We start from the raw sequence: 13,796 nt of genomic DNA on the forward strand, positions 1-13,796 counted from the left end.
GGAACCCCGTCCTACGCTTGAGGCATGGCGGATGCGCAGCGGCACCCGAACATCGACACGGCGATTCGTTACCACCAGGCCGTCGCCCGCGGCGCCCTCGGTGACGAGCTCGCCGGGTTCTTCCACGACGAGGCCGTGCACCGCGAATACCCCAACGCCTTCCTCCCGGACGGGGCGGTGCGCGACCTGACCGCCATCCTCAAGGCGGGCGAGCAGGGCGCCAACCTGCTCAGCCGGCAGTCCTTCGACGTGCTCAACGCCGTCGCGGCGGGCGACCAGGTCGCCCTGGAGGTGACCTGGACCGGCGCCCTCGCCGTACCGCTCGGCGACCTGCCCGCCGGACAGGTCCTGCGCGCCCACATCGCGACGTTCCTGACGTTCCGCGACGGCAGGATCGTCGAGCAGCACAACTACGACTGCTACGAACGCACCGACGCCGTACGCGAGGACGAGCCGCCGGACGAGAGCTAGCGCCACTGCGGACGACGGCCGCCCGCCATCCCTACGGGCACACCACCTGGTCCCCGGTCAGCGCCCCGTACTCGCCCTGGTACGCGTCCTCCGCCCGCACCGGACGCACGTCCTTGAAGTCGCTGCCCGCGATGACCTTCAGCGTCGGGCCCTGCCCCTTCACCACCCGCATCTCGCACCCGGGCAGCGCCGTGGCCAGGGACTTCGCCGAGCGGTCCCAGCGCGGGTCGTAGGCGACCACGCTCCGCGTGACGGGCTTCGCGCCGGGCGGGGGCAGCGCGCTCCCCGGTGCCCGCGTGGTGCGGAACCCGGTGGTCCGCAGCGCAGCGTCGACCCGCTTGCCGAGGCCCGGCGTGCGCGTGCCGTTGTCCACCTGCACCCGGATCTGCTGCGGGGACACCGGCACCATCGCGGCCTTCCGCTTGACCCGGTGCGGGGCGAGCGGCTTGTCGTCGCGCAGGGCCTGGAACAGCTTCCCCGCCTTCACCGGGTCCCACTTCAGGGTGGAGCCGATGCCCGGCACCTTGAAGCCCATCTTGCCGATCGGCACCGTCGTGAACTCCGACGACGACGGCGAGAAGTTCCGCATCGCACGCCCGAGGGTGAGCATCTCGGTCGTGCCGAAGCCCTTGTCGGCCCGCACCGACTCAAGGAGCGTCTTGGTGACGTCGTTGAACTTCACCGGGTTGAGCAGCACGCCGCTGCTCGTCGCCTTCGCGATGAGCGCCGCGAGGAAGCGCTGCTGGCGCTGCATCCGGCCGAGGTCGGACGCCCCGTCGACGTACCGGGAGCGGACGTACTGCAGGGCCTCGCCGCCGTTCAGCTGGTGCGTGCCGACGGGCAGGTTCAGGCCGGTGTGGGAGTCCTTCAGGGGGCTGGTGGTGCAGATCTCGACGCCGCCGAGGACGTCCACGGTCTTCATGAAGCTGGTGAAGTCGACCTCCAGATAGTGGTCGATCTTCACCTTCGTCATGTGCTCGACCGTGCGCACGGTCAGATTCGGGCCGCCCTCCGCGTACGCCGCGTTCAGCTTCACGGGGTGCGCCCGGTGGTGCTTGCGGGAGTTCTGGTCGACGTGCTCGGGCATCTCGGCGTACGAGTCCCGGGGCAGGCTCACCACGCTCGCCCGGTCCCGGTCCTCGGAGATGTGCACGATCATGACCGTGTCCGTGCAGTGGCAGGGCGCGCCGCCGAGGCGGTACTTCCTGCGCTCCTCGCGGGTGATCTTGTCGCGGCCGTCGGTGCCCACGAGCAGCACATTCATGCCGTTGCCCGCCTCGGGCCTGTTCTTCATGTCCTTGAAGGCGTCGACGCGGCTGATGCCGGTCTCCAGGCCGGAGACCACGGAGTGCCCGATCCCGGCGGCGGCGAGCACCCCGACGGACACGGTGGTCGCCACCCGCATGGCCCAGCGGGGCCGCCGCACCCGCCGGCCCGCCCGGGGGCCCGCCTTCGGACCCCCCTTGGGGACCGGTCGCGGTGGTCGCGGGCGGCGCGGTGGGGTGGCGGGGGAGCGGGGCGGTGTGGGCACTGCGGGGCACCTCCGCGGTCGTGGTCCTGGGCGGGGGACGCCAGAACCGTAGGCCCATACGATCTGCGGACCGGGGTAGCGACCCGGACGGCGCGCGCCCGTGTCCCCCGTTCGCGGTAACGTGACGCCCGATGCTCCACTTTCCCGGGGGCGACCCCCGGACTCCCGGCCGAGCGATGAAAAGGACCCCGCGCAGTTGAAGTCCGACGTGCATCCCCCCGCTGTCTCTGTGATCATGCCGGTCCTCAACGAGGAGCGGCACCTGCGTGAAGCCGTGCACGCGATCCTCCAGCAGGAGTACGCGGGCGAGATGGAGGTCGTGGTCGCGCTCGGCCCCTCCACCGACCGCACCGACGAGATCGCCGCGGAGCTGGTCAAGGAGGACCCGCGGGTGCACACGGTCCCGAACCCCACGGGACGTACGCCCGCCGCCCTGAACGCCGCGATCAAGGCGTCGCGCCACCCGATCGTGGTACGTGTCGACGGCCACGCCGCGCTCTCGCCGGGCTACATCACGACCGCCGTGCGCCTCCTGGAGGAGACCGGCGCGATGAACGTCGGCGGCATCATGCACGCCCAGGGCACCAACGCCTGGGAGCAGGCCGTCGCCGCCGCCATGACCTCGAAGATCGGCGTGGGCAACGCCGCCTTCCACACCGGCGGCGACGCACAGCAGGCCGAGACGGTCTACCTGGGCGTCTTCCGGCGCGAGGCCCTGGAGCAACAGGGCGGCTACAACGTCGAGTTCATCCGCGCCCAGGACTGGGAGCTGAACTTCCGGATCAGGGAGGCCGGGGGGCTCATCTGGTTCTCGCCGGAGCTGAAGGTCTCGTACCGCCCGCGCCCGAGCGTGAAGGCCCTCGCCAAGCAGTACAAGGACTACGGCCGCTGGCGCCACGTCGTCGCCCGCTACCACCAGGGCTCCATCAACCTGCGCTACCTCGCGCCGCCGGTCGCCGTCTGCGCCATCGCCGCGGGTCTCGTCGTGGGCGCGGCCCTCACGCCGTGGGGCCTCGTCGTGCCCGGCGGCTATCTCGCCGCCATCGCCGCGGGCTCCGTCCCGGCGGGCAAGGGCCTGCCCCTGAAGGCGCGCCTCCAGATCCCCGTGGCGCTCGCGACGATGCACATGTCGTGGGGCTGGGGCTTCCTCACCAGCCCGCGCTCGCTGGCCAAGCGCGTCATCGCCTCGCGCCGCCCGGCGGTCCTGGGGGAGACCCAGGAGGCCTGAGCCCCGGCTCGGAGAGACCCCAGGGCCCAGAAGGCCTGAAGGAGCCCCCTGGCCCCCCGTTCCCGGGGGCCAGGGGGCTCCGGGCTACCAGGTGAAGTTCGGGTCCACCTTCATGCAGGCCTTCTTGTCGGAGCCGCTCAGGGCGTCCGCCGAATCCGGCGTCGAGTCGTCCTGCTTCGCGGCCTTCTTCGGCTTGTCGCCCTCGCGCCAGTCGGCGCCGACGACCAGCGTGACGCCGGAGACGTCCGTCGACTTCTTCACCGAACTGAGCGGCATGCCGAGGGACTTGGCGACGCGCTGGGCATCGCCCTCCAGGTCCACGCTCGGATACCGGATGACCGTCCTGTCCTCGGTCACCGACGCCGACGTGTCCGCCGCCGCCTTCGCGAAGCCGAGACCGGCCAGCTCCTGCGCGACGGCGCTCGCCCGGCCCCCGGCGGCGGGCTGGGTGGCCGTGCGCGTGCCGTTCTGGACCTGCAGCGCGATCTCCCCGTCCGGCGCCGCCGGGTCGTCCGACAGCTTCTCCTTGGCGGGCTTGCGCTTGCCCTTGCCGTCGAGGGCGATGTCGTCGCGTACGAGCCGGAAGAGCTGCTCGGCGTCGCCGGGCTTCGGGACCACCCGCGAGCCGGAGTACTCGAACGGCATGGTCGTCATCGTCGTGCGCTCCGGCGAGACCTTCTTCAGCTCGTTCCCGAGGCCGATGAGCTTCAAGGGGGAGCCGATGCCCGGGTCGACCTTGAGCGCCTTCGTCGCGTTCTCGGCGAGCTTGCGCAGCTGGTTGGGGCTGGTCAGGCCGGTGTTCTCGCGGAGCGTGCGGACCAGCGAGTTCATGTACATGTGCTGGGCCTTGGCACGGGCGATGTCGGTGCCGTCCTCGAAGCCGTAGCGGGTGCGCAGCCACTGCAGGGCCTGCTCGCCCTTGATGTTCGTGGTGCCCTTCTCCAGCTTCAGGCCCGAGCCCTTGCCCTGGCTGGTGCGCGAGTGGATGTTCTTGTCCACGCAGACGGGTACGCCGCCTATCGCGTCCGCCATCGACACCACACCCGAGAAGTCGACCATCATGAAGTGGTTGATGTGGATGTTGGTCAGCTTCTCCCAGGTGGCGACCGTGCAGCCGGGGCCGCCGCGGCCCAGCGACTCGTTCGTCATCGTGCGCGGCCCGGACTCCTCGTACACCTTGCCGTCGTCCGGGTCGGTGCACTTGGGGATGGTCAGGAGGGTGTCGCGCGGCATGCTGATGACGGACATGTTGCTGCGGTCCGCCGACAGGTGCAGAAGCATCTGCACATCGGCGAGGGGCGGGCCGCCGAAGGTCTCCTTGGCGCCGCCGAGCTTCTGGTTCTCCTTGGAGTCCCGGGCGTCGGAGCCGATCAGGAGGATGTTCAGGGGCGTCTGACCCGCGGAGTTGGGCGTGGGCTCGGGGGCCCGGTGGTCGCCCAGGTTCAGGTCGTCCGTCTCCAGGTTGCTGTTCAGGTGCTGGTAGTAGAGGTAACCGGCGCCGGCCGTGCCGAGTATCAGGACCGACAGGACGATCGCCGACCAGCGCAGGACACGGCGCTTGCGGGGGCGTCTCGGCTTGCCGCCGCCCCCGTCGCCACCGCCCCGCGCGCCCTTGCCGGGCGGGCCCGACGTACCGCCTTTGGCCGTGCCGTTCTTGGTGCGTCCGCCACCGGCACCTGCGCCTTTGGCACCCGCGCCACGCCTGGTCCGCGCCCCGTCGGCCCCCACCGCACGGGATCCCGCCGCCGCGGCGGCGTCGCCTATGCCGGATTCCTCCGCTGTGCCCGAGTCCGTGTCGGTCGAAGTGTTCCGCGTCCCCGCCCCACCGGACGCTCCCTCCCCACGGACACTGTGCTGCCCCATCCCTGTCCCTCCCCGCCCTGCTTCACAAGTGCGGCCGCCCCACGGCGACTTGCGGCGCGGTGCCGCCGCCACACCCGGCGGCGGTCGCCGGCCCGCCGCCAGGTGTGGCGTTCTGTGAGACGTCAAACAACTGTCTCAGGTCACTTGGCACACACGGATTTGTCGGCACCGACCTTCTGGATGCCGTCCGGTGCCTTGGACGGAGCACTTATGGGCACCCCCGCGCCCTTGAAGTCGGCACCGAGGGTCAGCACCATCGCGGGCAGCCCCTGCGCGTTCTTCTCGCTCTCGCCCGGCTTCAGCGCCGACCCGGGCAGCCCCATCAGCTCGGCGAGCCGCCGCGCCTGGTCGGCCTCGCCCTTGCCGTACTCCAGCGTGGTCTTGCCCAGGTTCTTCGGCGCGTTGCCGAGCTGGCTGGACTTCGTCACGCCCTCGTTGTTCTGCAGCCAGGCGAGGGTCGCCTGCGCGGCGCCCGTCTTGCCGCTGCCGTTGTAGATGTCGACGCGCACGTCGGCGGGGTCGGCCTTGGGGCCCTTGAGGCGGGCGGCCACCGCGGCCTTCTCCTTCTTCTGCTTCTTCTTGACCTCGGTCAGCGACACGTCCTCGCGCATCATCGAGAACAGCTCGTCGGACTTGGCCTTGTTCAGGACGACCGTGACGGGAGTCTTCTCGGCGGGGTTGTCGATCACCGGGGTCGTCGCGAAGGTCAGGTTCTTCATGTCGAGCTTGCCGAGCTCCATGCCGAGGTCACGGAGTTTCATTATGTCGGCGATCTTGGAGTCGACGGTCAGCGCCTTCGTGCCCGCCTCGGCCAGACTTATCATCTTCTTCGGGCTGGTCAGCGTGCCGCCGGACTTGAGCTTGCGCATCAGGGAGCTGAGGAACTGCTGCTGCAGCTCGATCCGGCTGAGGTCGCCGCCGTTGCCCACGGAGTGCCGGGTGCGCACGAACGCGAGCGCCTCCTCGCCCTCGATCGTGTGCTTGCCCTTGGCGAGCTTCAGATGCGACTTCGGGTCGTCGATGTCCTTGGCGAGGCACACGTCCACGCCGTCGACCGCGCTGGACAGCGTCTTGACCGCGTTGAAGTCGGCCACCATGAAGTGGTCGAGCTTTATGCCGGTGATCTCGGTGACGGTGCGCATGACGCAGCTCGGCGTGCGCTCGCTCTGGCCGAGGCTCTCGTTGAAGCGGACCTGCTTCGAGCCCGGGATGGTCTTCGTGGAGCCGTCGTCCTGCTTGGTGGGGCAGTCCGGGATGTCCGTGATCATGTCGCGCGGGATGCTCAACGCGGTCGCGTTGGAACGGTCCTTGGAGACGTGCAGCAGGAGGGTGGTGTCGGCGTGGCCGACGCTGCCCTCGTCGCCGTAGCCCTTGTTGCCGCTGCCGCTGCGCTTGTCCGTGCCGACGAGCAGGATGTTGATGGCGCGGTCCTTGCTGAACCCGCCGGTGCCCGCGCCGTCGTCGGAGACGGCGGTGATGTTGTCGTTGAGGTGCTGGTAGTAGAGATAGCCGCCGACCGCGGCGACGACGACCACGAAGGCCACCGTGCCGCCCGTCCAGATGGCGATCTTTTTGCCCACGTTCTTCTTCTTGGGCCGCCTGTTGCGCCGCCCGCCCGCGGCCTGCTCCGGTGGCGCGCCGCGCCGCCTGCGCTGGCCCGGCACCTGCTCGCGGCCGTGCTCCCGGCTGCCGGTGGAGCCGTGCTCGGACCCCTGGCGGCGACCGTGGTCCCGCCCCTGGTCCCGGCCGCGCTCACGGCCGCCCGGGCGCTCGGAGCCCCGCCCCGGCGGCCGGGGCGCGGCGCCACGGGGTCCGGGAACTCCAGGCGGCGCCGACTGCCCTGCGGAAGGACTCAGTCGCAGTTCGTAGTCGCCGGTCTGCGGGTTCAGTACCCACTGGTCTGCGGGGTCGATGTCGTCTGCCCGCCCACGGCCTTGCGCGTCCACGGTTGTTTGCGTCCTCCGTCAGGGCCACGCGGCGCCTTTCCCCCCTCAAGAAGGCGCTCGGTCAGTCGTACAACGGTGCGCGGTCGCGAAGACCGGGTACCGGATCGGCTCACACTATCCGCCCAGTTCAGCGTCCAACGACGCCGGTGACAAATTCCACTCCCCCTCGGGGCACCTACAACTGGGCAATCCACCCAATTTCTTTGGCGCGGGGCCCTTCTCGGTGGCGAGGGTTTTACTCGCAGCTGGTCCGGTCGGCCGTGTTGCCCCGGAATGTGGGGGCGGGACTCGGCGTATGACTCGGGTCGTCCGGCTTCTCGTCGCTCTCGTCGTCGTAACTCCCCGAGGAGTCACCGTCCCCCGAGTCCTCGGCGTATTCGTCCGATTCGCCGTCCTCGTACGTGGATTCGCCTTCGTCGTACGTCTCTTCGGAATCGTCCTCGTACGCCTTGGAAGCCGTCCATTCGTACGCCGCCGCCGCGGCGTCGCGCGTCACGCGGACCGGCTCGTCCTTGCGCAGTCGCGTGAAGAGCTCCTCGGCGGCGGGCTCGACCAGCTCGTCGCGATTCGCGTCATAGGCGTAGGAACGCCGTGGCACGGTGAGGAATTGAACCCGTTCTGTGGGGATATTGCGCACCCCGCGCACCAGTTCGTACAAACCACGCAGACTCGCGAGACCCGGGTCCGTCGTCAGCGACGACGTGGCCGCGTCCAGAACGGGATAGAGCTTCACGGGATTCAGCAGGACGTCATTGCTGCGCACCTTGTTGACGAGCGCGGCCAGGAACTCCTGCTGGCGGTCCATGCGATCGGTGTCGCTGCCGTTGCCGAGGGACTTGCGGGCGCGTACGTAACCGAGGGCCTGCTCGCCGTCGAGGGTCTGCGGCCCCGCGGGCAGCCGGACCTTCGCGGCGCGGTCGTCGACGGGCTCCTCCAGGCAGACCCGTACCCCGTCGACGGCGTCCACCATGTCCTTGAACCCGGCGAAGTCCACGACCATGTGGTGGTCGATCCGGATGTCGGTGAGCTTCTCCACCGTGCGGATCGTGCAGGCCGTGCCGCCGAACTCGAACGCCCAGTTGAATTGCGCGAATTGGGCGCGGGTGCGGGAGCCGTCCGGGCGGCGGCAGCTCGGGATGTCCACCATCAGGTCGCGGGGCAGCGACACGGCGGTCGCGCTCTGCCGGTCCGCGGCCAGGTGCAGCAGGATCGTGGTGTCCGAGCGCTGGGTGCCCGGGTCGCGGCCGTACTTGCGGTTGTCGCGCCCGGAGCGGGAGTCGGAGCCGATCAGCAGGATGTTCTGGGCGTCGTGCACGAGCGGCGTCGGCCGCTCCGCCTCGTAGCGCGCGAGCTCGGCGGCGGCGCCGGTGTCCTTGGTGATGTTCCCGTTGAGCTTGTTGTACGCGGCCCAGCCCGCGCCGCCCGCGGCGAGCACGAGGACGGCGGTGGCCAGCGCGGCCCAGCGCAGCCAGCGGAGCCTGCGGCGGCGCGGTCCGAACCCCGCGGGACTCACGCCCGCACCCGGCGCGTACGTGGCCCCGCGTGGCGCGGACGCGGCCCCTGCCGCTTCCTCGCCCGGCTCGGACGGCGTGCGCGCGGTGTCGGTCACGTGGCGGTCCACCCCTCATGGCTGCGGTCGGTGCGCGGTCGCTCTGCTCGCTCTGTGTGCTCTGTGCGCTCTTACGACCATGGACCGGCGCGCGCCGGGGGGCCTGCGGGCCAGGGGCTCCGCTGGGCCGAACGGGGGACTTCGGCGGGGCTCCGGCGGGGCGGGGGCGGACGGCCGCGCCCCGCCGGACCGCCGTGGATGCCCCGCCCGGCCGTCGCCGGGACGTCAGCGGGCGGTCGCCGTGACCCGCTCGCTCTCGATGCGCTTCTCCAGGCCGCCCTCGCCGAGCCGGTCGAGGTGGCGGCACAGGACCACCGAGCCGCCCGCGGCCAGCGGCGCGTAGAGCCCGGCGCTCAGGCCGTCCCAGGTGCCGTAGGGGCGGTCGGAGAGCAGCCGGGAGCCCGGAGCGACGCCGAGTTCGGCGGCGTCGGCGCGGGCGCGCTCCACGAGCTCGGCGCCGGTCAGCTCCAGGCCGCCGACGGCGAGCGCGGGCTCGTCGGGGTCCACGGGCGCGTACGGGGCGAAGCGGTCGCCCTGGCTCGGCACCTCCACGGCGTAGTCGGCGAAGCCCGCGGGGGCCTCGGGGAAGCGGCCGCCGAGGGGACGCAGGGCCAGGGCCACGCGCTCGCCGGAGCAGGCCCGCGCCGCGGCCAGGCTGTCGGGGTCGGGGCCGCTGACGACGAGGTCGGCCGCCGCCGGGTCGCCGCCGACGTCCGCGACGACGCCCACGGAGGAGCAGGCGAGCAGCCACACCGCCGTCTGCCAGTGCGCGGGAAGCAGCAGCGCGAGCCGGTCGCCGGGCTCGGCGGACAGCTCGCCCTGGAGGAGGTTGGCGGTCTTGGCCACCCAATTGGCGAAGGTGGCCACGGACAATTCGACGCGCTCACCGGTGGCGTCGTCGTAGTACGTCACGAGCGGGCGCGCCGGGTCCGCGGCGAGCGCGGATCGCAGCAGGTCGGCAGGGGTGCGGTCGTTGGCGTTCACGGCCGCAAGGGTACGCGGACGACGGCGTGTCGCCGCTGCGCGATGCCGAGTTGGGGCCGCCGCTCGGGCGATCGGCGGGCCGACGGGTCGTCAGTTCCGGGCGTCTCCCGATGGACAGATATGTACTGCTATGTCAACTATCAGTTGTATGCGTGGATTCCTTGCTTCCTCGATCGGTGTCACCTGCGCCACGGCGCTCGCCCTCCCCCTCGCCCTGACGTCGTCCGATACCGCGGCCGTGACCCGGCCCGCCGCGGCGACGCCGCCCGGCAGCACCCAGTCGCTGCCCCTGGGACCGCTCGGCGCCGACCGGGCGGGCGGCGCGGAGCCGCGCGACCAGGGGCTCGCCCGCCGCGACGTACGCCCGTTCTCCCTGGTGGGTGTCGTCTGGGACGACCCGGACGCCGAACTGCACGGCCGGGTCCAGGTCCGCACCCGCTCGACCGGCACCACGACCTGGTCCTCCTGGCAGGAGGTCGAGACGCACAACCACGAACACGCGGCCGACCCCGGCACGGCCGAGGGCGACTCCGGACGCGTCCGCGGATCGACGGCGCCCCTGTGGGTCGGGGACTCGGACGGGGTCGAGCTGCGGGTGCGGCCCGACACCGAAGGCGGCCCCGGGCGGGCCACCGGACGGGCCGGGCGCGCGCTGCCCGAGACGGAGGCGCCGCTGCCCGCGGGCCTGCGCCTCGAACTCGTCGACCCCGGGGAGCACCCGGCGCCGCCCGCCGACCTCCACGACGGCGGGGCGCCGCAGGGAGCCCCGGCGAAGGCCGACGGCGTCCAGGCGGGGCTGCCGGACGCGGCCGGGGGCCTCATGACGGCCGAGTCCGCGGCCGCCTCCGCCGTGAACGCCGACCTCGCCCCGCTCGGCGCCACCTCCGTCACCGCCCTCGACCGGGCGCACACCCAGGCGGACCTCGTCGCCGCGCAGGGCGGTGACGTCACCAGGGCCAGGCCGTACATCGGGCCGCGCCCCGGCATCGTCACGCGGCGCGGCTGGGGCGCCGACGAGAGCCTGCGCGAGCGGAACTTCGCGTACACCAGGACCGTCAAGGCGGCCTTCGTGCACCACAGCGCCACCGGCAACAACTACAGCTGCTCGCAGGCGCCCTCCGTCCTGCGCAGTATCTACCGCTACCACGTCAAGAGCAGCGGCTGGCGCGACTTCGGCTACAACTTCGCCGTCGACAAGTGCGGAAACATCTACGAAGGCCGTGCCGGGGGAGTGGCCAAGGCGGTCCTCGGCGCGCACACTCTCGGTTTCAACAGCAACAGCATGGGCATCGCCGTCCTCGGCACGTTCACCAGCGCCGGCCCGCCCAAGGCGGCGGTGACCGCGGTCGCGAAGCTCACCGCGTGGAAGCTCGGCCTGTTCGGCGCGAATCCCCGCGGCAAGACGTATCTGAAGTCGGGCGGTGGCAACCTCTACCGGAAGGGCAGCAACGTCAGGCTCAACGTGATCTCCGGCCACCGGGACGGGTTCGCCACGGAGTGCCCCGGCCGCCTGTTGTACAAGAAGCTCGGCACGGCTCGGTCCGCGTCGGCCCGCTACCAGGGCCGCTGAGGTCGTCCTGCCGGGGCCGCCGAGGTCCCTCGCCCCGCAGAGCCGCTCATCCATCTGCATACACTGGCCGGCCGACACGAAACCTCGGCCGGCCCCAGCAGGAAGCAGAGACGACAGGTGACAGAAGCGATCCTCCTGGTCGGCGGCAAGGGCACCCGGCTGCGTCCGCTCACGGTGAACACACCCAAGCCGATGGTCCCGGCGGCCGGTGTCCCCTTCCTCACCCACCAGCTGGCCCGTGCCCGCGCGGCGGGCGTCGACCACATCGTGCTCGCCACCTCCTACCTCGCGGAGGTCTTCGAGCCGTACTTCGGCGACGGCTCGGCGCTCGGCCTCCACATCGAGTACGTGACCGAGGAGGAACCCCTCGGCACCGGCGGCGCCATCCGCAACGTCGCCTCGCGCCTGCGCTCCGGCCCCCAGGACCCCGTCCTGGTCTTCAACGGCGACATCCTCACGGGCCTGGACATCCGCGCCCTGGTCGCCGAGCACGAACGGGTCGACGCGGACGTCTCGCTGCACCTCACGAAGGTCTCCGACCCGCGGGCGTACGGTCTGGTCCCCACCGACCCGACCGGGCGCGTCACCGCCTTCCTGGAGAAGCCGCAGACCCCGCAGGAGATCGTCACCGACCAGATCAACGCGGGCGCGTACGTGTTCCGGCGCTCGGTCATCGACACCATCCCCGCGGGGCGCCCCGTCTCCGTGGAACGCGAGACGTTCCCCGACCTCCTCGCCTCCGGCGCCCACCTCCAGGGCATGGTCGACTCCACCTACTGGCTGGACCTCGGCACCCCCCAGGCCTTCGTACGCGGCTCCGCCGACCTCGTCCTCGGCCGCGCCCCGTCCCCCGCCGTGCCCGGCCGCTGCGGCGACCGCCTCGTCCTGCCCTCCGCCCGCGTCGCCTCCGGCGCCAAGCTCACCGGCGGCACGGTGGTCGGCGAGGACGCCGTCGTGGGGGAGGGGGCCCGACTGGTCGGCAGCACGGTGCTCTCCGGCGCGGTCATCGAGCCCGGCGCCGTCATCACCGACTCCCTCATCGGTGCCCGTGCCTCGGTCGGGGCCCGTTCGGTGCTCTCCGGTGCGGTGGTGGGCGACGGGGCGTTCGTCGGCGCCGACAACGAGCTGCGGGACGGGGTCCGCATCTGGTGCGAGGCCCGCCTCCCGGCAGGCTCGGTCCGCTTCTCCTCCGACCAGTAGCCGTCCCGCCGATCGGCGCTCCGCGCCTCGTCCTCAAACGCCGGACGGGCTCTCTCCCACCCACCCGCCCAAACCTGCACCGGCCTGCTCAACAGCCCGGCACCATCAGCCTCGAAGCAGCTCACGCACAGCGCCTCTCCGGCCCACCCCGCGGAGCCTTCCGGCCCGCCCCGGGGAAGTTTCAGCCTGCCTCGGCGTAGTTGTTTTCAGCCCGTCCGGCGTTTGAGGACGAGGCGCGGAGCGCCGATCGGGGGCGGACCGTCCCGCCCGCCACGGGATACCCACCCCCGGGGTCCAGGGGCGGAGCCCCGGTTTCGGGAAGGGGCGGGATTGGGGAGAGCCCACCACGTACCCTCGACGGATGTCGTCCCGGTTCGTCCCCCACCCCACCCGCACCACCGTGCGCGGCGGCGAAACGACGATCCCCCAAGGCGCTCCCCGCCAGAACACCGCAGCGGCAACCCGCACCTGGAAACCCCCCACCCCCCTGAACCTGAGCCTCACCCTCGGCCCCCTCCGCAGGGGCCCCGCGGACCCCACCTTCCGCACCACCCCCGACGGCTCCGTCTGGCGAGCCACCCGCACCCCCGAGGGCCCGGCCACCCTCCGCGTGGCCCTGCGCGCGGACACGGCGGAGGCGGAGGCCTGGGGCCCGGGCGCGGACTGGGCCCTGGACGGCCTCCCGAGCCTCCTCGGGGCCCTGGACACCCCGGAGGACTTCGAGCCCCGCCACCGCCTGGTCGCGCAGACCGAGCGCCGCCGCCAGGGCCTGCGCCTGCTCCGCACGGGCCTGGTGATGGAGACCCTGATCCCGTCGATCCTGGAGCAGAAGGTCACGACGGACGAGGCGTACCGCGCCTGGCGTCTCCTGGTCCGCAAGTACGGCGAACCGGCCCCGGGACCGACCCCCGCCCAGGCCCGTATGCACGTGATGCCGGACCCGCGCACGTGGTCACGCATCCCGTCCTGGGAGTGGCACAAGGCGGGCGTGGACAACAAGCGCGCGTCGACGATCCTGCGCGCGGCACGGGTGGCCCCCCGCCTGGAGGAGGCGGCGGCGATGGACCCCGTGGCGGCCCGCGCCCGCCTCGAACTGATCCCCGGCATCGGCCCCTGGACCTCCGCCGAAACCGTCCAGCGCAGCAACGGCGCCCCCGACGAGGTGACGGTCGGCGACCTCCACCTCCCCGGCATCATCGGCTACGCCCTGGCCGGCGACCGCACCGCGGACGACCCCCGCATGCTGGAACTCCTCGCCCCCTACCAGGGCCAACGCCACCGAGCAGCCCGCCTGATCCTCCTGAGCGGCCACACCCCACCACGCCGCGCCCCAAGAATGCGCAAGGGAAACATCGCAGCGCTCTGACGGCAGCCTTTCAGCCCGTCCGGCGTTT

The 13,796-nt window shown here is 72.0% G+C and carries 10 protein-coding genes; 5 read left to right on the forward strand and 5 right to left on the reverse strand.

Annotated features, from left to right (window positions below):
• The first annotated feature begins 24 nt into the window (after positions 1–24).
• Complete coding sequence (locus ACFVHO_RS30870) at positions 25–471, forward strand: nuclear transport factor 2 family protein (protein ID WP_385721742.1); 447 nt, start codon at positions 25–27, stop codon at positions 469–471.
• A 31-nt stretch (positions 472–502) separates the two neighbouring features.
• Here the strand turns inward: ACFVHO_RS30870 and ACFVHO_RS30875 are convergent, their stop codons facing one another.
• Positions 503–1,876, reverse strand: a complete 1,374-nt coding sequence (locus ACFVHO_RS30875; protein ID WP_385721745.1) for an LCP family protein — start codon at positions 1,874–1,876, stop codon at positions 503–505.
• Between the two features lie 334 nt (positions 1,877–2,210).
• On the opposite strand from ACFVHO_RS30875, the gene ACFVHO_RS30880 reads away from it, so the two are divergent.
• On the forward strand, positions 2,211–3,230 hold the full coding sequence (locus ACFVHO_RS30880; protein ID WP_169786664.1) for a glycosyltransferase family 2 protein: 1,020 nt from the start codon (positions 2,211–2,213) through the stop codon (positions 3,228–3,230).
• Positions 3,231–3,314: 84 nt separating this feature from the next.
• On the opposite strand, the gene ACFVHO_RS30885 is transcribed toward ACFVHO_RS30880, so the two are convergent.
• The 4 genes from ACFVHO_RS30885 to ACFVHO_RS30900 form a co-directional block, all read right to left on the reverse strand.
• Entirely contained in the window at positions 3,315–5,093 is a 1,779-nt protein-coding gene (locus tag ACFVHO_RS30885; protein WP_385721748.1) for an LCP family protein, read from the reverse strand.
• A gap of 140 nt (positions 5,094–5,233) precedes the next feature.
• Complete coding sequence (locus tag ACFVHO_RS30890) at positions 5,234–7,039, reverse strand: LCP family protein (protein WP_385721751.1); 1,806 nt, start codon at positions 7,037–7,039, stop codon at positions 5,234–5,236.
• 235 nt (positions 7,040–7,274) lie between these two features.
• Positions 7,275–8,648 carry an LCP family protein gene (locus ACFVHO_RS30895; RefSeq protein ID WP_385721754.1) on the reverse strand — a complete coding sequence of 458 codons (1,374 nt, stop codon included), beginning with the start codon at positions 8,646–8,648 and terminating at the stop codon, positions 7,275–7,277.
• A gap of 225 nt (positions 8,649–8,873) precedes the next feature.
• Positions 8,874–9,632, reverse strand: a complete 759-nt coding sequence (locus tag ACFVHO_RS30900) for a TIGR03089 family protein (protein ID WP_385721756.1) — start codon at positions 9,630–9,632, stop codon at positions 8,874–8,876.
• 148 nt (positions 9,633–9,780) lie between these two features.
• On the opposite strand from ACFVHO_RS30900, the gene ACFVHO_RS30905 reads away from it, so the two are divergent.
• From ACFVHO_RS30905 to ACFVHO_RS30915, 3 genes are all read left to right on the forward strand, one after another.
• Positions 9,781–11,202: a peptidoglycan recognition protein gene (locus ACFVHO_RS30905; RefSeq protein WP_385721758.1), complete on the forward strand. Its 1,422-nt coding sequence runs from the start codon at positions 9,781–9,783 to the stop codon at positions 11,200–11,202.
• 117 nt (positions 11,203–11,319) lie between these two features.
• The gene (locus ACFVHO_RS30910) at positions 11,320–12,402 is read left to right on the forward strand and encodes a sugar phosphate nucleotidyltransferase (protein WP_385721761.1); all 1,083 of its coding nucleotides are present in this window, start codon (positions 11,320–11,322) and stop codon (positions 12,400–12,402) included.
• Positions 12,403–12,763: 361 nt separating this feature from the next.
• Complete coding sequence (locus tag ACFVHO_RS30915) at positions 12,764–13,768, forward strand: DNA-3-methyladenine glycosylase family protein (RefSeq protein ID WP_385721764.1); 1,005 nt, start codon at positions 12,764–12,766, stop codon at positions 13,766–13,768.
• Positions 13,769–13,796 lie beyond the last annotated feature (28 nt).

Source organism: Streptomyces sp. NPDC127108 (assembly GCF_042677545.1).
Lineage (GTDB): Bacteria > Actinomycetota > Actinomycetes > Streptomycetales > Streptomycetaceae > Streptomyces.

Excerpts from the sequence above, each read along its gene's own strand:
- ACFVHO_RS30870 (WP_385721742.1), top strand. The coding sequence starts at position 25 with ATGGCGGATGCGCAGCGGCACCCGAACATCGACACGGCGATTCGTTAC.
- ACFVHO_RS30885 (WP_385721748.1), bottom strand. The coding sequence starts at position 5,093 with ATGGGGCAGCACAGTGTCCGTGGGGAGGGAGCGTCCGGTGGGGCGGGG.
- ACFVHO_RS30875 (WP_385721745.1), bottom strand. The coding sequence starts at position 1,876 with ATGCGGGTGGCGACCACCGTGTCCGTCGGGGTGCTCGCCGCCGCCGGG.
- ACFVHO_RS30915 (WP_385721764.1), top strand. The coding sequence starts at position 12,764 with ATGTCGTCCCGGTTCGTCCCCCACCCCACCCGCACCACCGTGCGCGGC.
- ACFVHO_RS30905 (WP_385721758.1), top strand. The coding sequence starts at position 9,781 with ATGCGTGGATTCCTTGCTTCCTCGATCGGTGTCACCTGCGCCACGGCG.